General features: G+C 69.9%; 21 protein-coding genes and 2 pseudogenes. 11 read left to right on the top strand and 12 right to left on the bottom strand.

Features of this window, described 5'->3' with window-relative positions; genetic code table 11:
• Nucleotides 1-188: 188 nt before the first annotated feature.
• Genes Q9G87_RS51910 through Q9G87_RS51895 form a run of 4 tightly spaced genes read left to right on the top strand, consistent with a single transcriptional unit; the run spans nt 189 to nt 2,153 of the window.
• A complete protein-coding gene (locus Q9G87_RS51910; RefSeq protein WP_305924104.1) occupies nt 189-698 on the top strand; it encodes a hypothetical protein in 510 nt (169 codons plus the stop codon).
• Between the two features lie 24 nt (nt 699-722).
• Nucleotides 723-1,235 carry an RNA polymerase sigma factor gene (locus tag Q9G87_RS51905; RefSeq protein WP_305924103.1) on the top strand — a complete coding sequence of 171 codons (513 nt, stop codon included), beginning with the start codon at nt 723-725 and terminating at the stop codon, nt 1,233-1,235.
• On the top strand, nt 1,219-1,908 hold the full coding sequence (locus Q9G87_RS51900) for a hypothetical protein (RefSeq protein ID WP_305924102.1): 690 nt from the start codon (nt 1,219-1,221) through the stop codon (nt 1,906-1,908). Before Q9G87_RS51905 ends, Q9G87_RS51900 begins: the two co-directional genes overlap by 17 nt.
• An 8-nt stretch (nt 1,909-1,916) precedes the next feature.
• The gene (locus Q9G87_RS51895; protein WP_305924101.1) at nt 1,917-2,153 is read left to right on the top strand and encodes a DUF3040 domain-containing protein; all 237 of its coding nucleotides are present in this window, start codon (nt 1,917-1,919) and stop codon (nt 2,151-2,153) included.
• Between the two features lie 51 nt (nt 2,154-2,204).
• Here Q9G87_RS51895 and Q9G87_RS51890 read toward each other — a convergent pair whose 3' ends face one another.
• A complete protein-coding gene (locus Q9G87_RS51890) occupies nt 2,205-2,543 on the bottom strand; it encodes a thioredoxin family protein (RefSeq protein ID WP_305924100.1) in 339 nt (112 codons plus the stop codon).
• A 194-nt stretch (nt 2,544-2,737) separates the two neighbouring features.
• Here Q9G87_RS51890 and Q9G87_RS51885 point away from each other — a divergent pair, with 194 nt between their 5' ends.
• On the top strand, nt 2,738-2,959 hold the full coding sequence (locus Q9G87_RS51885; RefSeq protein ID WP_305924099.1) for a helix-turn-helix domain-containing protein: 222 nt from the start codon (nt 2,738-2,740) through the stop codon (nt 2,957-2,959).
• Nucleotides 2,960-3,069: 110 nt separating this feature from the next.
• Here Q9G87_RS51885 and Q9G87_RS51880 read toward each other — a convergent pair whose 3' ends face one another.
• The 6 genes and pseudogenes from Q9G87_RS51880 to Q9G87_RS51855 all read right to left on the bottom strand — a co-directional run bounded on the left by Q9G87_RS51880 (nt 3,070) and on the right by Q9G87_RS51855 (nt 6,907).
• Nucleotides 3,070-3,219, bottom strand: a complete 150-nt coding sequence (locus Q9G87_RS51880) for a hypothetical protein (protein ID WP_305924140.1) — start codon at nt 3,217-3,219, stop codon at nt 3,070-3,072.
• Between the two features lie 26 nt (nt 3,220-3,245).
• Nucleotides 3,246-3,470: pseudogene (locus Q9G87_RS51875) on the bottom strand (class I SAM-dependent methyltransferase); the annotation flags it as partial.
• Nucleotides 3,471-3,716: 246 nt separating this feature from the next.
• Nucleotides 3,717-4,250: a VOC family protein gene (locus tag Q9G87_RS51870; RefSeq protein WP_305924098.1), complete on the bottom strand. Its 534-nt coding sequence runs from the start codon at nt 4,248-4,250 to the stop codon at nt 3,717-3,719.
• Between the two features lie 370 nt (nt 4,251-4,620).
• Complete coding sequence (locus Q9G87_RS51865) at nt 4,621-4,953, bottom strand: thioredoxin family protein (RefSeq protein ID WP_305924097.1); 333 nt, start codon at nt 4,951-4,953, stop codon at nt 4,621-4,623.
• A gap of 116 nt (nt 4,954-5,069) precedes the next feature.
• Complete coding sequence (locus Q9G87_RS51860) at nt 5,070-5,720, bottom strand: class I SAM-dependent methyltransferase (protein WP_305924096.1); 651 nt, start codon at nt 5,718-5,720, stop codon at nt 5,070-5,072.
• Between the two features lie 5 nt (nt 5,721-5,725).
• Nucleotides 5,726-6,907 (bottom strand): cytochrome P450, encoded by a 1,182-nt coding sequence (locus tag Q9G87_RS51855; RefSeq protein WP_305924095.1) that lies wholly within the window; start codon nt 6,905-6,907, stop codon nt 5,726-5,728.
• An 88-nt stretch (nt 6,908-6,995) separates the two neighbouring features.
• On the opposite strand from Q9G87_RS51855, the gene Q9G87_RS51850 reads away from it, so the two are divergent.
• Both Q9G87_RS51850 and Q9G87_RS51845 read left to right on the top strand, forming a co-directional pair.
• Nucleotides 6,996-7,604: a TetR/AcrR family transcriptional regulator gene (locus tag Q9G87_RS51850; protein WP_305924094.1), complete on the top strand. Its 609-nt coding sequence runs from the start codon at nt 6,996-6,998 to the stop codon at nt 7,602-7,604.
• 41 nt (nt 7,605-7,645) lie between these two features.
• The gene (locus Q9G87_RS51845) at nt 7,646-9,382 is read left to right on the top strand and encodes a PDDEXK family nuclease (RefSeq protein ID WP_305924093.1); all 1,737 of its coding nucleotides are present in this window, start codon (nt 7,646-7,648) and stop codon (nt 9,380-9,382) included.
• A gap of 17 nt (nt 9,383-9,399) precedes the next feature.
• Here Q9G87_RS51845 and Q9G87_RS51840 read toward each other — a convergent pair whose 3' ends face one another.
• Both Q9G87_RS51840 and Q9G87_RS51835 read right to left on the bottom strand, forming a co-directional pair.
• Nucleotides 9,400-9,738: a serine integrase family protein gene (locus tag Q9G87_RS51840; protein ID WP_305924139.1), complete on the bottom strand. Its 339-nt coding sequence runs from the start codon at nt 9,736-9,738 to the stop codon at nt 9,400-9,402.
• Nucleotides 9,735-10,280, bottom strand: coding sequence for a recombinase family protein (locus Q9G87_RS51835; RefSeq protein WP_305924092.1), 546 nt, complete (start codon nt 10,278-10,280; stop codon nt 9,735-9,737). The genes Q9G87_RS51840 and Q9G87_RS51835 overlap by 4 nt, the downstream gene beginning before the upstream one ends.
• A 286-nt stretch (nt 10,281-10,566) precedes the next feature.
• On the opposite strand from Q9G87_RS51835, the gene adhE reads away from it, so the two are divergent.
• Entirely contained in the window at nt 10,567-13,194 is a 2,628-nt protein-coding gene (gene adhE, locus Q9G87_RS51830) for a bifunctional acetaldehyde-CoA/alcohol dehydrogenase (protein ID WP_305924091.1), read from the top strand.
• Between the two features lie 422 nt (nt 13,195-13,616).
• Here the strand turns inward: adhE and Q9G87_RS51825 are convergent, their stop codons facing one another.
• Entirely contained in the window at nt 13,617-14,501 is an 885-nt protein-coding gene (locus Q9G87_RS51825) for a potassium channel family protein (RefSeq protein ID WP_305924090.1), read from the bottom strand.
• A 432-nt stretch (nt 14,502-14,933) separates the two neighbouring features.
• The gene (locus Q9G87_RS51820) at nt 14,934-15,263 is read right to left on the bottom strand and encodes a hypothetical protein (RefSeq protein ID WP_305924089.1); all 330 of its coding nucleotides are present in this window, start codon (nt 15,261-15,263) and stop codon (nt 14,934-14,936) included.
• Nucleotides 15,264-15,796: 533 nt separating this feature from the next.
• Between Q9G87_RS51820 and Q9G87_RS51815 the strand changes: the two genes are divergently transcribed.
• From Q9G87_RS51815 to Q9G87_RS51805, 3 genes and pseudogenes are all read left to right on the top strand, one after another.
• On the top strand, nt 15,797-16,117 hold the full coding sequence (locus Q9G87_RS51815; protein WP_305924088.1) for a hypothetical protein: 321 nt from the start codon (nt 15,797-15,799) through the stop codon (nt 16,115-16,117).
• 66 nt (nt 16,118-16,183) lie between these two features.
• Nucleotides 16,184-16,303, top strand: a pseudogene (locus tag Q9G87_RS51810) (sigma 54 modulation/S30EA ribosomal C-terminal domain-containing protein); the annotation flags it as partial.
• 57 nt (nt 16,304-16,360) lie between these two features.
• The gene (locus Q9G87_RS51805) at nt 16,361-16,549 is read left to right on the top strand and encodes a sigma 54 modulation/S30EA ribosomal C-terminal domain-containing protein (RefSeq protein WP_305924138.1); all 189 of its coding nucleotides are present in this window, start codon (nt 16,361-16,363) and stop codon (nt 16,547-16,549) included.
• A 78-nt stretch (nt 16,550-16,627) separates the two neighbouring features.
• On the opposite strand, the gene Q9G87_RS51800 is transcribed toward Q9G87_RS51805, so the two are convergent.
• Nucleotides 16,628-16,855, bottom strand: coding sequence for a hypothetical protein (locus Q9G87_RS51800; protein ID WP_305924087.1), 228 nt, complete (start codon nt 16,853-16,855; stop codon nt 16,628-16,630).
• Nucleotides 16,856-16,901 lie beyond the last annotated feature (46 nt).

Raw genomic sequence — 16,901 nt, 5'->3', positions numbered from 1 at the left:
TCGGCGGTAGCCGACCTCGCGGATGGCCAACACGACGCGGACCTCAGCCAGCGTGAGCCCCTTCGGCCGCTCGCCTGTCCGCCGCCAACTTTTGCGAATCGATCTGGAGGCTGGCGCAATCAGCGCCGCCTGACATCCGTCCGTAGGGGTAGCAAAGACAAAAGACCAGGTCGTAAAGGAGCGGCGTCATGGCTGCTGAACCTGTTGCCGGTCGGTTGGTTCGCGGCGTCATAGGCGGCGTGGTCTCTGGCATGATCTTCGCCGGGGTCACCATGTGGTTCGCCTCAACCCAACCGCCGGGCAAGGCCGAGATGCCCCTGCACATGATCGCCAGTATCGTCCAAGGCGGCAAGCAGGCCATCATGGCCGGTCAGACCAGCATCTGGGTCGGCCTGACCGTCCACCTGGTGCTGTCGGCGGCCTTCGGTATCGTGTTCGCGCTGATCGCGCCCATGCTGCGCACCAATGGCACCGCCGCCCTGGTCGGCACCGTGTACGGCGCGCTGCTGTACGTGGTCAACTTCCTGCTGCTCTCACCGCTGCTGTTTCCGGTCTTCGGCGACGCCAACCAGCCGTTCGAGCTGTTCGCCCATGTGGTGTTCGGCACCGTGCTGGCGTTCTTCTTCTACGGATCCGGCGTGCGCCGCAGCGAGGGCTTCCTAGCCATCGGATCGGCCGAGCGGGCTCCGGCCCGATGACCTGACGAGCACGGACCCGGAGACATGAGCGGGGGCCAGGAGCGATTCCTGCGGGCCACCATGCCCGCGGCGGACCTGGTCTACAATCTGGCCCGCAGGCTGACGCCGACGGCGGCCGATGCCGAGGACCTGGTGCAGGAGACCTACGCCCGGGCGTGGGCGGCCTGGATCGACGGCCGCCGCCCGCGCAACGCCGCCGCATGGCTGGCCACCATCTGCCTCAACGCCGGCCGCGACCGGCTGCGCCGCAGCGCCACCCATGCCGAAACCCTGCTCCCGCCCGGCTACGATCCCCCCGGTCAGGCCGATGTGGCAGGCGAGGCGATCGCCCACTGCCTGATCGAGGCGGCCTTGCACCACCTGCCCGAGGAACAGCGCATCGCAGTGATCTTGATGGATCTGTGCGGGTTCACCGCGGCCGAGGCCGCGGCCATCACCGACGCGCCGCGCGGTACCGTCCTGGCCCGGGTGCATCGCGGGCGCAAGAAGCTGGCGCAAGCCGTACAGGGGGTGAAGCCGCATGCGCCACGATCCTGAGCGCGACGCCGCCGCCTACCTGGCCGGTGAGCTCGGCGCGCTGCGCCGCCTGTGGTTCGAGCGGCACATGCTGGACTGCCGCCACTGCTGGGCAGAGGCCACCACCGCGCGGCAGGGCCGGATGCTGGCAGAGTCCCTGCGCGTGGTGGCGCCGCCCTCGACCCGGGAGCGTATCCGGGGCGTCGCGGAGCTGGACACCGAGCCGCAGCGGCGGCGCTGGCCGTACCTGCTGCTCGCCGGCGCGGTGGCGGTGCTGATCGCCGTCGCGCTGGCCATGGTACCGAGGCTGACCGAGACGCAGCCGGCCCCGCTCGTGGCCGCCGCCGAGCTGCAGAGCGCCGATGCGTTGCCCCTCGGGCAGGAGCCGGGCCCGCCGTTGGCGCGCATCGGTGCCTACGTCTGGCGTGGCACGGCCCAGGAGGAGTTGGGCGAGATCCCGGCGACCGTCTACAGCTACGCCGACCCCGACGGCCGCCGCGTGCTGGTGATCGCCTCCGCCCGCCCGTTCCCCCGTGCGGTAGCCGCCCAGGACCTGGAGCCGGCGCCGAGCTGGCTGGCAGAGGTCGATGGCGCGTCCATGCTGTGCGCGGACAAGAACGGCACCTCCTGGCTGGCCGTCGCCACCGACGAGGCCACCGCGCTGTCCGTTGGACGGGCGCTCGAGCTGACGTGAGAGAGTGGATGGGCATGCCCCTGACCTGGCGGGAACGCCGCATCCTGGCCGAGATCGAGGACGCGCTGGCGCGCGAGGATCCTCAGCTGGTCGAGCGCATGACGGCGATCCACAACGTCGAGTCCGGCGCGGGGCCTTCCCGCGGCCGCTCACTGCCTCGACTCGAACGCCGGGTTTGGCTGCTCCTGCTGACCGCGCTCGCCGTCATCGCCCTCCTGATCATCGCCGTACTCGTCACCGGTTAGAACATGGCCCGGTTAGAACATGGCCCGTCCTGCCTGAACGGCCGGTGATTCTCAGCTGGATTGGCTGAACCCGCTTAGAGTGTCGGCGGCCGCTCGGAGGACTTGCCGGAGCTGGTCGAGGCTAGGTACTCCGGCAGGTCCGTCCGGGGTGCGATACAGCCGGCAGGACAGCGACGGCGCGGCACCCGACTCGGCGAACGGATCGCGGCCGTCGACCAGGATCGTCAGGGAGCCGGTCAAGCCCGTCCGCTCGCCCTCAGCCTGGTCAGCGATCACGCGGGTGGTCAAGCCAGTGGTGCTCAGCCCAGCCTCGCCCAGCGCCTGCCGCAGCCGCTCGGCGGCCAGATGCTGGTTGGGACAGTCAGGCACCACCAGGACCTCGATCTTCACATCTCCAGCATTGCGCATCCCGGCGCCGTACGACCGGAGGGCCGCCGTATCCGAACTCCGGCCTGCCATCGCTCATGGCCCACACCGTAAACGAACCGCGACTTTCCGTCTCGGGGACTGCATCAATGCAGGTCAGGCAAATCTGACCAAAATTTTCCCGGGACTACTGCGACCCCACCAAAGAAGGCCGCTTCATGTTCGCGGTCCTGGCCGCCGCCGCCGAGTATGAGCTGGAGCTGCCCGGCAAGAAGAAGACCGGCCGCCCCCGCGCTATCCGCCCCGCCGAACTGGCCACCCTGCGCCGCCTGGTCGACGACGGGGTCAGCGTCACCGAGGCCGCCCGCACCTTGAAGATCGGCCGCTCCACCGCCTACGAGGCCCTGGCGGACGCGCACAGGCCGGAGTTCACACCGTAAGCGAACCGAGACCTTCAGATTCCTCTCAAGGGCTTCGTCGGCCGCCGATCAGCGGAAACACCGTTCATGATCCACTCAATGTGGGTTTTGGGCTTATGTGGGCTGACCCCCTAGTGGGCGTCGCCGGTGTGCCGCACCGTGTAGACGAATGTCCCGCCCACCCGCTCCACCTCGCCGACCAGAGCGGTGATCTCCTGGGTGGACAGCGCCATGCACAGCAGCATGTGCGCGAACACCCGTCCAGTGACGCGTCCGGCCACGGCAGTGGCGTGCGTACGTCGTGCACGGATGCCCGCACCCGGGCGCCGAGGCCCGCCTGCTCGGCGGCGGCGCGCAGTTGCTCCACCGCAGGGGCGCTGAAGTCCGCCGCCTCGACGGCCAGTCCGCGCCGGGCCAGGTACAGGGTGTCGCGGCCGTGCCCGGCGCCGAGCTCGGCCACCCGGCTCGCGCCCTGCTCGGTGAAGACGCCGGCGGCGTGTACCGCCGCATCCGACGGTTGCGGCCCGTACATGCCGGGATGGGTGGTGTAGGTGGCCTGCCAGTGCCGGCGCTGCCGCTCGGCCAGCGTCTCCCCCGAATGCGTCATGATCCAACCCTGCCACGGGGCACCGAAGCGGCAGGCCGGCGCACCGTTGGCTCCCGTCACGGGGCCGAGGGGCAAAGCGCCGGGCTCGGTTCCGTCAGCGGCCCGCCGTGGGTGGGAAGCTCCTTCGGAGCCGGCCCGCCCCGCAGCAGAAGATCCCACATGCCGGTCAGGCTATCCGGTGCCACCAGCACGGGGGTCGGCCAGCGTGACCATCGTCTCGAGCAGCGTCGTGTATACAGTGCCGGGTTCAGCGGATTCCTCCCAGCTCGACTCTTCCCCGGCCGCCGGACTGGTTTCCGCCGCTGGAGAGAACAGCCACCACAGGTTGTGCCAAGGGTCGAGGAACCGGGCGATGCCGTACCCGCCGTAGAAGGGAGACACCGGAGTGACGACGGTCGCACCGCGTTCGACCGCTCTGCGCATCGTCTCCTCGGGGTCGGCGACGTACACCTGGGTTAGGGCCGGGGTGAACGGCCAGCCGGCCTTACGGTCAGCGACCATGAGCAACGAGTTGCCGATTCTGACTTCGGCGTGGATCAGCGTTCCGTCTCCGGCGTAGAAGTCAGGGGTGCGGGCTTCCTCCCGCTCAGTCGCATAAAAGACAGCGATGAGGAAGTCGATGAAAGGCGCGGCTCCGTCAACGACAACGAATCCGTTAACGGTGTTCTCACCCCGGGGTTCGGGATCTTGCTTGGTCATCTCCATGCCGTGAGGCTAGAGATAATTGCGGTCAGTTTCCTGCCGCGATAACGGCCCAAGGACGCCGTGCTGGGTCCAGCTCGTTGGCTTGGACCGTCTCTATCGCGGCCAGCTTGGCCCGGTCCGGACCGCTGCCGGTGTCCAGGCCGGCCCAGTGCCTCACCTCCGCCAGCGCGGTGGGAGCACACTCATCGTCCCACCGCGAGCCCAAGAGTGCTGCTACTTCTCACCGACATCTTTTCCCGCGCTGAACGATCGCTGTCACAACTGACCGACAGACGCTGCCGTTACTCGCCTACGTAACCAGCCTGGCCAGCAGCGATGCGGCTCCCGGCCGGAAGTGTCCGACGATAGGCCCAGCGGGACTCAGTGGGACTCAGGCCAGGAACTCCTCCAGTTCGGCGAGGAGCTCGGCCTTGGTGGAAGCGCCGGTCAGCCGCGTCTTCTCCAGCCCGCCGACGAAGACGATCAGAGTCGGCAGCGCCATGATCTCGTATCGGGCAGCCAGCTCCGGTGCGTGCTCGAGCTGCACCATGCCCACGGTGAGCCGGTCCGCCTGCTCGGCGGCGGCCTCCGCCAGTACCGGAGCCAGCGCCTTGCACGGGCCGCATCCCTGCACCCAGAAGTCGGCCAGGAACGGCTGCGTTCCAGCGCCGGCCAGGGCGTCTTCGAAGGTGGCCGTGGTCAGGGCGAGGGGGGCGGTTGTCATGTCGTTCCTCCTGCTCATCGGGATGACGCGGGATGGCGGTCGTTGTCGGCGTCCGCGTGAGCGGACTCGGGCTGGCACGGGGGTGAATCTCTGCTGCGGGAGTTGCGCCGTGTCGCTCACGTCTGGCTGTCGGGCACGGCCGTGCCGAGGACGTGGAAGGAGACCGGGGTGCGCGAGGGCGGGAACAGGAAGCGCTCCAGGCTGTCGATGCGGAAGCCGGCCTGCTGGATCGCGGTCTCGGCGTCGCGGCCGAGGTGGCAGCCGCCGACCATGAGCGGCCAGATGGTGGCGTCCAGCACGTCCTGCAGCCGGGCCAGGCCGGGCGTGTCGGCGCGGCCGTGTTCCAGGAAGCGCACCTGCCCGCCGGGTTTGAGCACCCGCCGTGCCTCGGCCAGCGCCGCGCCGACGTCGGGCAGCGAGCACAGCACCATGCACAACACCACCGCGTCCACGCTCTGATCGGCGACCGGCAGGTTCTGGGCCACGCCGGGCACCACTTCCACGTGAATCGCGGCCTCGGCGGCGGCGGCCTGCGCCTGCGCGCGCAGCCGCGGCTCGGGTTCCACCGCCACCACGTGTGTCACCTCGGCCGGGTAGTGCGGGAAGTTGACGCCGTGCCCGGCGCCGACCTCGATCACCTCTCCGGTCAGGCCGGCCAGCAGCTCGCGGCGACGTTCGGTCATGCCGCCCTCGTCCATGGCGGCGGCCATCCGGGGGTACATGCGGCCGAACAGCGGCCGCGCTCTGCTCGTCTTCACGGTGCTCATGGCGCTCACCACGTCACCGGTAGCGCGGTCAGCCCGCCGGTCAGCGTGCGGGTGTCGAAGGCCAGTTCCTCCACCGCACAGCCCAGCTCCAGAGTGGGGAAGCGGGCGGCGAGCTGGGAGAAGACGACCTGCAGCTCGATGCGGGCCAGCGGGGCGCCGACGCAGTAGCGGGCGCCGTGCCCGAAGGCCAGGTGCGGCACGGCGGGCCGGTCGACGTCGAAGCGGTCGGGGTCGGCGAACACGGCGGGGTCGTGGTTGGCGGCGCCGGTGTCGAGCAGCACCAGGTCTCCGGCCCGCACGTGCACGCCGGCGATGTCCAGGTCTTCGCGGGCGTAGCGGGGGATGCCGCCGCCGCCCAGGCTCGGGGCGCGCAGGATCTCCTCCACCGCGGCGTCGATCCGGGACGCGTCGGCGACCAGGGCCTGCCACTGGCCGGGGGTGGCCAGCAGCCACAGCACGCCCTTACCGATCGCGGTGACCGTGGTCTCGTGCCCGGCGAACAGCAGGAACATGCCCATCGCGGCGGCCTCGTCATCGCTGACCCCGTCGGTGGCGGCCAGCCGGGAGATCACATCGCCGTCCGCATCACCCGCGGCGCGTTTGCGGGCCACCAGTTGCTGCCCGTAGGTGAACAGTGCGCCCAGGCCCTGTGCCGAGCGGGTGCGGTCGGTGATGTCGGCGGCGTCCTGCGTCCAGGCCCGGAACTGCGCACGGTCCTCGTACGGGACGCCGAGCAGCTCGCAGATGACCGCGATCGGCAGCGGCAGCGCCAGCGCGGCGTGCAGGTCGGCCGGCGGCCCGGACTTCTCCATCTCATCGAGCAGCTGGGTGGTGAGCTGCTCGACGCGGCCGCGCAGGGCGCGCATGCGCTTGGGCGAGAAGTGCGGCTGCAGCAACGAGCGCATGCGCCGGTGGTCGGCCTGCTCGGTGTCGAAGCCGCCCAGAGGGCCACCGAACAGCTCCGACTCTCCGGTACGGGAGGCGCGTTCGGGTTCGGGGTGGGCGCGGCCGAGCCGGGCGTCGTCCAGCAGGCGGCGCACCTCCTCATATCCGGTGACCTGCCAGCCGGTATCGCCGACAGCGGTGCGGATGGCGTGGATTGGGCCCGAGGCCTGCAACCGGCGCAGCAGCGGCGGTGGCTCCAGCGGACCGGGCTGTTCGAACGGCAGTTGCACGGAATCGGACACAGCCCCTCCTGAAGTAGATGCTGATTTGTAGACTATCATGTATAAGAAGCTACATGTATACTTTTACTTCTACAAGTGGGAGGTTGGGATGAGCACTGAAGCGGGCCAGAGCCAGCACGAGGCCGGGCCGGCTCAGCCGGTGCGCAGGCTGCGCCGCGCGGAGCGGCGTGAGCAGATCCTGGACGCGGCCACCCGCGCCTTCGCCCGCGGCGGCTATTCGGTCACCGGGCTGGACGACATCGCCGCCGAAGCCGAGCTCACCCGGGCCATGCTGTACCGGCACTTCGACTCCAAGGCCGACCTCTACCGGGCCGTTCTGGACCGGGCGTGTGTCCGGCTGGCCGAGGCCACCGGGTTCGACGACTTCGACGACAACGCGATCCCTGCCCTGCTGCGTGCCGCCGAGGCCGATCCCGACGGGTTCCGGCTGCTGTTTCGCTACGCGGCCCGCGAGCCGGACTTCCGGGAGCTGATCGACTCCATCACCGCAGCATCGCGCGAGGTCGGCCGCCGCAACCTGGCGCGCGTCATCCCGGAGGGGCCGTGGCTGGACTGGGCCGCCAACCTGATCCCCGGCTTCACCCTGGAGGCCGTCATCGCCTGGCTGGATGCCGGCCGGCCCGACCCCGACCAGGCCGCCGAGCGCATCACGGCGGCCGTGCACGGCGTCATGGCCGCCGCCCAAGCCTCTGGCTGACCGCGGGAGAAATGTCGGGCTGTCCTGGTTGGATGTGGCGCGTGACAACGGTGAACTGGGAGCGCGAGCCCGGGGAGAAGGTCGAGGAGTTCGTCGCGGCGCTGCTGCTGCTCAAGCACCCGCACGGCAACCGGATCACGCCCTCCCGCGGCGACCGGGGCGTCGACGTCCGGGTCTGGAGTCCCGACGGCTACGACATCTACCAGGTCAAGCGCTACAGCCGGGCACTGACGGCCAAGCAGGCGACCAGCGTGGAGGACTCCTGGGACACCTTCACCGCCGAAACGCTGCCGGTGCTGCCGGTGCGCTCCTGGACCCTGGTCACCCCGTGGGAGCCCACCAACGAGCGGCTGGACTGGCTGGAGCAGCTCACCGCCGGCCATGGCATCCGCACCCATTGGATGGGCGGCATCACCCTCGACGGCCTGGCCGCCGGCAATCCCGCGCTGGTGGAGTACTACTTCGGCGACGGCGGGCAGCGCCTGGCGCGACTCATGGCCGACGCGCTGCAGGGCGGCCGGGACGTGCCCCAAGGAGCCCCCGGCGAGGACCTGCTCCAGGCGGTCATCGCCCGGCAGCGCAGCCTGGCCACCGCACTGAACGAGGTCGACCCCTTCTACCGCTACGAGGTGCAGATACGCTCCGGCCGCGTGCGTGAGCAGGCGTGGGACGGCGACCTGCACAGCCCCGTGCCGGTGGCCTGGGTGCACTACCGGCAACTGGACGCCGACTCCTACCTGCTGATGCGGCTGCTGCCCCGCTGCGCCGAGTCGCTGCGGCTGCGGCCGATCACCGCCTCGGTGCACCTCGAGGTCCCGGTCGGTTCGCCCGAGCAGCAGGCGATCGAGGACTGGCTGCGCTACGGCGCCCCGTTTCATGACGTGCCCGGCACCGTCACCAGTGTGACCGGGCCGCCAGGCCTGCTCACCTCCCCCGGCTCGGGCCGCTTCAGCTTCATGCTCACCACCGAGCCCGACGCGGACCGGCCCGACCTGGAGATCCGGTTCCTGAGCGCGGGCGACACGGTGGCGCACACGCTCGATCTGATCGACGTGGGCGTCGCCCAAGGCGCGGACGGCCCCGGCGTGTGGCTGTCGGGCACCGACCGCTCCGGCGTCTTGGAATTCCGGTTCCTGCTGAACGGGCCCGACCGCGACCGGGTGCGGCTGACCATGTCCTCCCTCGTCGGCCGGACCCCGGCCGAGGTGCTGCCCGCCGTTCGACTGGTGGCCGACCTTCCGAACGCGACCGGCCTGGTCGTAGCGGTGCGTGGCGGCCGGCCGCTCTCCTCGCTGGGGCGGCCGGATGAATCCGAAGTGCGCGACGCACCCTTGGTGGCCATGGCCCGCTGGACGCTCACCCTCCTCGATGCGCTGCTGGCCGTGCAGGCCCACACCTTCCAACGTGTGACCATTCCCGACATGGACGAGAGCACCCCCCAGCAGATCGGCGAACTCACCCAGCTGGCCCGCCTCCTGCGCGGCGAGAAGGTCCGCACCACCTGGTCGGAGATCACCATGACGCGAGGTGCCTGCGGCGATCCGCTGCCCACCGATCCGGAGTTCGGCCTCCTGCTCACCAGCCAGGTCCTGGTCAACCTGGCTGGTCGGCAGATCCTCCTTGACGATGTGCAACGCCGCGTCCTTTACCACCACGCGCGCCCCGCCGACCCCCGCGCGCTCTCCTCAGCCCGGCCGGGTGACAGCGTCCGCCTGGTGCCAGGATCCTCTGCCGAGGCGACGATCGCCGTGGTTCCCGTCGACGGCGGGCCCGGCTGATCATCACCCGAGCACGGTCAGCTCTCGGCCGGAATCCCATCGTCGGCCAGGACCCGGTAGACGCTGGCCACCGACGGGTGCCGGCCCTTGTTCTTGCCCGCGGGGATGACCAGTTTGCGGGCGATGTCCGGTACCGCCACACCACGGGCGCGTAGCGTCCGCGCGTAGGCGATCATGTCGTCGTCGAACACCTTAGGACGGCCGCCGTGCCGGCCACGCTCACGGGCCGAGGCCTGGCCTTCGAGGGACTTCTCCCGGATGTACTCCCGCTCGGACTCGGCCATCCCGGCGAAGAAGGCGAACAACGCCGCCCCGTGCCCTGAGGGGTTGTAGATGCCCTGCAGTGGCCCGCTCAGCAGCTCCAGCTCGATGTCGTGGCGGCGCAGTTCCTCGGCGATGGTGAGCAGTTCGGCGGCCCCCGGCCCAGCCGCTTCATCTCGTGCACCGTGAAGATCACACGCTGGTGCGGGACGGCCCGCTTGATGGTGCGGGCGTAGTCCATCGCGCGGGTGAACTCCGGCCGCAGCTTGATGCGCGTGCTGATCTTCTCGGCGAAGATCGGTTCGCAGCCCGCCTCCTTCAGAGCATCGAGCTGGCTATCCAGCTCCTGCTGCGCCGTGCTACACCGGGCATAGCCGACTCTGGTCGGCCTGGCCGCGGCCGCCAGCACCGCAGCGTCCAGCGCCGGGCCCGCCCGCCAGACGCGTCCGGGCCCGCGCTCGGCGGGAGTGCGCACCTCCAACTCGGTGCGCAACTGCGCCACCAGCATGAAGCGCGGCGTGTGGTACTTGGGCGCGACCTTGCCGCCCCGGGTCCGGCAGGAGCTGCCCGCGGGCGCCTCACACATCGGGCAATCGAACCGTTCGACGGCGGCGGCCGGATCCGCGAGCTCGGTCATGTCGCAAAACCTATCGCGAGCGGTGTTCTGATAACACGTACGGTGACGGTCGTCACGCAGCGCTACATTGCGTCCGGTCGCTTCGACCCGAGCGGTGGGCCGGGACCAGAGAACGGACCGGGGAAGTGCTGAAAGTCACCAGTCCGAAGGGATCCAGTACAGCCAAAAGTCCCGGGATCGTGGTGTCTTTCGGCCTTGTGATCAGGGTCGGAACGCTCCGGCGTGGGGATCGGTGGATCGGGATGCTGGAAAGTGACCGACACGACGAGTCCCTGAGGTGACCCAGATGACCAGCACGGTCGCGGACGTGCCGACCTCCGTCAACGAAATGATCGACACTCTGGTCGGGAACGCTCTCAAAGCATTGGACGAGTACGCGGCGTTCAGCCAGGAGCAGGTCGACCACATCGTCAAGAAGGCGTCCGTCGCCGCGCTCGACGAGCATGCGGCGCTTGCCGACTTCGCCGTGCGGGAGACAGGGCGAGGGGTGTTCGAGGACAAGGCGGTGAAGAACATCTTCGCCTGTGAGCACGTCACCAACAGCATGGCTGCGCTCAAGACCGTCGGCGTGATCTCACGGGATGACATCAGCGGGATCGTGGAGATCGCCGAACCCGTCGGCGTCATCTGCGGGATCACCCCGGTGACCAACCCGACCTCCACCACGATCTTCAAGGCGCTGATCGCGCTGAAGACCCGCAACCCGATCGTCTTCGCCTTCCATCCGGCCGCTCAGGAGTGCAGCGCCGCCGCGGCGAGGATCGTCCGGGATGCCGCGGTGGCGGCCGGCGCGCCGGAGCACTGCGTGCAGTGGATCGAGGAGCCGTCGCTGACCGCCACGGGGGCGCTGATGCATCACGACGGGGTGGCCACGATCCTGGCGACGGGCGGCAACGGCATGGTGCGGGCGGCGTACTCGGCGGGCAAGCCGGCGCTCGGCGTCGGCGCGGGCAACGTGCCCGCCTATATCGAGCAGTCGGCCGACCTGCGGCAGGCCGTCAACGACATCGTGCTGTCGAAGGCGTTCGACAACGGCATGATCTGCGCCTCCGAGCAGGCGGCGATCATCGATGCGGCGGTGTATGAGGACGCGCTGGCCGCGTTCGGCGCGCTGCACGCCTACCGGGCCAATGCCGTGGAGAAGCGGAAGCTGGAGGAGTTCCTGTTCGGCGTCACCGCATCCGGCCAGTCGTGCTCGCAGGCCAGGCTCAACCCTGACGTCGTCGGCCGGCCGGCGAGCTGGATCGCCGAACGGGCCTGGTTCGAGGTGCCCGAAGGCACCTCGGTGATCCTCGCCGAGGTCACCCAGGTCGGCCCGGCCGAACCGCTGACCAGGGAGAAGCTGTGCCCGGTGCTGGCCATGCTGCGCGCGGGCAGCCGTGAGGAGGGGATCATCCTGGCCGAGCGGATGGTGGAGTTCGGCGGCCTCGGCCACAGCGCCGCGATCCACACCCGGGACGAGCGGCTGGCCGAGGAGTTCGGGCGGCGCGTCAAGGCGGTCCGGATCATCTGGAACGCCCCGTCGTCGCAGGGCGGCATCGGCGACATGTACAACGCCTTCATCCCCTCACTGACCCTCGGCTGCGGCAGCTATGGCCGCAACTCGGTCTCCCACAACGTCTCGGCCGTCGACCTGCTCAACATCAAGCGGATCGGGCGGCGCACCAACAACCTGCAGTGGTTCAAGATCCCCGCGAAGATCTACTTCGAGCCGCACGCGATCCGCTACCTGGCCGACATGCCGGACGTACACCGGGTGACCGTCGTCACCGACCCGACGATGACCCGGCTCGGCTACGTCGACCGGATCATTACGGTCCTCAGCCGCCGCCCCGAGCGGGTGGCGCTGCAGATCATCGACGACGTGGAACCCGAGCCGACCGTGGCGACCGTGGACCGGGGCGCCGCGTTGATGCGCCAGTTCCGGCCAGACACGATCATCGCCCTCGGCGGCGGGTCAGCGATGGACGCCGCCAAGGTGATGTGGCTGCGCTATGAGCACCCTGAGGTCGTCTTCGCCGACATGCGGCAGAAGTTCTTCGACATCCGCAAGCGCGCCTTCAAGTTCCCGCCGCTCGGCGACCTGGCCCGCCTGGTCTGCGTGCCGACCACCTCGGGCACCGGCGCGGAGGTCACGCCGTTCGCGGTGATCACCGACACCGCGACGGGTAAGAAGTATCCCCTGGCCGACTACGCGCTGACGCCGAGCGTCGCGATCGTCGACCCGCACCTGGCGGCGGACCTGCCTCCGGTCGTCACCGCCGACAGCGGTTTCGACGCCCTCACCCACGCGATCGAGGCGTACGTATCGGTCTACGCCAGCGACTACACCGACGGCCTGGCCCTGCACGCGATCAAGCTGATCTTCGCGAACCTGGAGAGCGCCGTCCGTCACGGGGCCGGGGACCCGCGGGCGCGCGAGCGGATGCACAACGCGGGCACCATCGCCGGCATGGCGTTCGGCAACGCCTTCCTCGGCATCGTCCATGCCATGTCGCACACGCTCGGCGCGACCTTTCACATCGCTCACGGCCGGACGAACGCGGTCCTGCTGCCCCACGTGATCCGCTACAACGGCACGGCCCCGACCAAGCTGTCCGGCTGGCCCAAGTACGAGCACTACCGCGCTCCGGAACGCTTCCAGGAGATCGCCCAGACCCTCGGCCTGCCCGCCGCCACCCCGGCCGAAGGCGTGACCTCGCTGGCCGCCGCGGTCGAGCGACTGCGGGCCGCCGCCCTGATCGAGCCGTCATTCCAGGCCCTTGGCGTCGACGAGGACACGTTCCTGGCCGCGCTCCCGGTGCAGGCGCGCAACGCCTACGAGGACCAGTGCGCGCCCGCCAATCCGCGGATGCCGATGCTCGACGACATGCAAGCACTCATGCGGGCCGCGTACTACGGCACCGGCAGCTGAGCAATCCGACAACGGAGGAGAACGCACGTGCGGGTGAGGTCAGGGTCGGGGAAGTGGCGGGCGCCGCTCGCCGCTGCCCCGCATCCTCATGGGCCGCACCCGCGGTCCGGTCATCGTCACCGCTGCGGCGGATCGGCGATGAGTTGGGGTTCTCCTAGGAGCATGTGCGTACGCTGGAGAAACGAGCGCTCGCCATCCAAAGCGCCGACCCTCTAGTGGCCGCCGCCCTGATACCAACCGGCTGGCGACGCTGTCCCTGACCAGGACGCCGCGGCGGGCCGTACGCGACAGCCTGGAGACAATGACGGCGGGCGCGGCCGGCAGCAGCGGGCAGGGCGTGGCCGCTCCCAGCACCGTCACGGCGCGCACGGCCTGATCCGACAGGCACCGGCCTCCGAAAGGCTCCTGGGGGCGCAGGGAGATCAGTCTTGGGCCGATGGGCGGCCGTGGTCGGCGGCGTAAGCGTGGAAAACGGCCGATGTGTTTCCTCCGACTCGGAGGAATCGCTGGTCGAGGACCGCCGCGAGGTCTTCCAGTGCGTGGGCGAGCATGGTGGCGGCGAGGCGGACGTCGGCCTGCCGGGATGCCTGTCCCCGCTCGGCCAAGGAGGCCGCGTAGCCGATCGTGACCGGGAGCGAGGCCTGGTCTTCGCCGTCATGGAAGTAGTAGCTCTCGGCGTACTGCGCGAAGTCGACGCACGCTTGCGCGACCTTGGTGGCCAGATCGTCCAGGAGAACGGCGGCGAAGGGTGAGTCCGTATGGGCCAGCCAGCCGTCCGCGTCACTGCGCCGCAGTACGGAGAGTTTGATCGCCAGGGCCCTCCTTCGCATCAGCGTCGGGTAGATCTGCAGCACCCAGGAGACGGTCGCCGTCAGGAGTACGAATCCGATCAAGGCCTGCATCGGCGCCGCGATCCGCAGCCAGCCGGCCGTTGGGACGATGTCACCGAATCCCAGCGTGGCCACCGTGACCAGCGACAGGTAGAGCGCGTCGAGCAGGTCCATCCGCCGGCCCACGTCCAGACCGGCGGCAAAGACGAAGCCGTCCGGGAGGTGCGGCCAATAGATGAGCGCCCATCCCAGAACGATCACTGAGGTCCACGTGCAGACCACCGCCACCATGGCCAGCGGCCCCGCCAGGGTGCTCGCATGCCGGCGACGTCCGGTTCGCCGGGACAAACGCCAGATCAGCCGCATCAGGTGACGGCCCAGGCTCTTCCTGGCGGTCGGGTGCCAGAGCGTGTGGAAGATGTCGCGCAAGCCAAGCAGGACGAGGCCCGCGCCCAGCGCCGAGATCAACCAGTCCACGCACGTCCCCTCATGGCCGCGGTGTCAGCAGCCTCTGTCCAGCGCGAAGGCGATACCCGGGCCTGCTGATCTTTAGTCACCCTGATCGCTTCCGAACGACACCGGTTCAAGCACCTGGCCTGCTCAAACACCGCCGCCTTTCAACTGATCGCCCGCTCCGAGTCGTGCTGGATGCCGCGCATGGCTACTCAGCGCCCGCATCGCTCAGCGGCGGGTGCCACGCTGCTGTTCCAACTGCACGCACTCAGCGCCCTGATGCTCTTCGCGATCTGACCCTTCACCGGACTGGTGCACATGCTCGCCGCGGCCACTGGCCACCTCACCCGGCCGTACATCGTCTGCCGCAACAACGACGAAGGACGGCCCACGGCCCGGCGCGGCTGTGAGCCATCGCGCTGACGCGGGGCCTGGGCCGATCGCCACACGCACCATCTATGTACCGGCCAGCAACGCCACGTGCGCGACGGTCTGGAAGCGGTCGCGGGTCACCCGCGTGTAAGCGTGCGCGGCCGTCTGGCGTACCTCTTCGGCGAGGACGTTGTTGATCTCGCTCAGGAACGACAGGTACACGTGCACCGTGCCGTCCACTTCCACGAGCTGTACCTGCGGGCGCGTGCCCGCGCGGCGCAGCAAGGGCCCGACCGCATCGGCGACGGCCCGGCGGGCTGCGGGGCCGGTCGGCGAGACCGCCGCCGCGCAGGTCTCGACCAGGTCGGCGGGACCGCCGCCGCGCAGGTCTCGACCAGGTCGGCGGGATCGCATCTGGACGCGACCTCGTCCAGCGCCGTCCCCGACGGCGTGGGCCCGGCCACCAACACCGGGACCTGCGCGCGCAGTGCGCACATGACCCCCGCTTCTCTGAGCGTGAACGGGCCCGGCGCCAGCCTGACGTCGACCAGCAGGTCCACGTCCCCGTCCGCCAGCGGGCAGCGTCCGCCCGGGGCCATGCCGGCGCACGGCGCGGCGGACGCCGCCGCGCCGGGAGGATGGCAGTAGGCCACCTCGTGTCCTTCGAGCGCGAGCAACGCCCCTGCCACCGCGCCGCCGGAGGGGTCCAACTCCGTCATCAGGATCCGCATGTGACCACCCTGTCGTCTGCCGTCGCCCTCCGACAGGGACCAAAGTCCGTTCGGCGACGGGCTAGAGACCTCCATGCGATCGCTCCCGCCCTTCAGGTCCCTTCCGTCGCACGAGCCCAACGTCCTTGCGCAATGGGACGAAAGTCCCTGGCAGCGGCCTCCGAACTGATCAGAGGGTGAAGGCATCAGAATCGGATGCGAAGAAGGTGCTCACCCATGAGGCACAGGTCCATCGCTCTTGATCCCGCCGACGTGCAGGTCAGGATCCGTGGCGGGATCCGGTCAGCCGACATCCGACGTGCCCGGCAGACCGTGGCCGATCTGGCCAGGCTCACCCACGAGCCGGTGCTCGGCGCGACGGTCAAGCTCGCCACCGCGCCGGGCCACGCGGCGGAGCGACGCACGGCGGAGGCCGTGCTGGACGTCCAGGGACGGCTCATCAGGGCCCAGGCCCACGCCGCCTCCACTCGCGCGGCAATCCACCTGCTCAGTGCCCGGTTGCGGACACGGCTGCTGGAGACCGCCAGAGATTGGTAGAACCGGCGGGGGCGCCACCACCAGCAGCGACGGCCCGGCGGCCCTAGCGGGGAGCGGCGGGTTGTACGGACCTTCGCGGCCTCCCGTGACGTGCCCGACGAGGCGGTGGTGGAGATGGAGCAGCTCGACTACGACTTCCTACTGTTCACGGAGGACGCGACGGGCCAGGACAGCGTCGTCTACCGCACCGGCGACGGTTACCGGCTCGCCCAACTCGTGCCCCAACCGGGCCTGCCGGCGCCGATGTGCGCGGCGATCTCGGTCAGCCCGCTGAGCACTCCGCGGCTCACCGCAGAGGAGGCCATCGAGCGGCTGGAGCTGACCGGGTTCGCGTTCGTCTTCTTCGCCGATGCGGGCACCGGTGCCGGCGCTCTCGTCTACCGTCGTGACGACGGGGACTACGGCCTGGTCAGCACCGTTCACGACGCCTGACGGGGGCGTCGCCCCGAACTGGACCGCTGCCCCCATGGCGCGAGTGGGGCCGCGGTCCTCTGGCGTGGGCGAGGCATATCAACGTGCGGGTCCTCGCGCGGAGGTCAGGGCGCGTACCGCGGTCTGAGTCAGCACGATGGCCAGCGCGGCGGTGACGGCCAGCAAGGCCAGGCGATCCTTGTCCGACAACCACCCGCCGACCGGCCGCATCAGGACCGCCAGCACCACGAACCCGGCCATTCGGAACGCTGCGTCGGCTTGCTCGAGCCCATAGCCGGTCTGCAGTGGCGTCAGCGAGGAGGTCACGTGAGGAGACGACCGACCGGCTGCTGTGAGAGCCGGCCCCTTTGTG

The sequence above is a fragment of the Nonomuraea turcica genome (genome assembly GCF_030718205.1).
Taxonomy (GTDB): Bacteria; Actinomycetota; Actinomycetes; order Streptosporangiales; family Streptosporangiaceae; genus Nonomuraea.
This window is presented reverse-complemented; position numbering and strand designations above follow the sequence as displayed.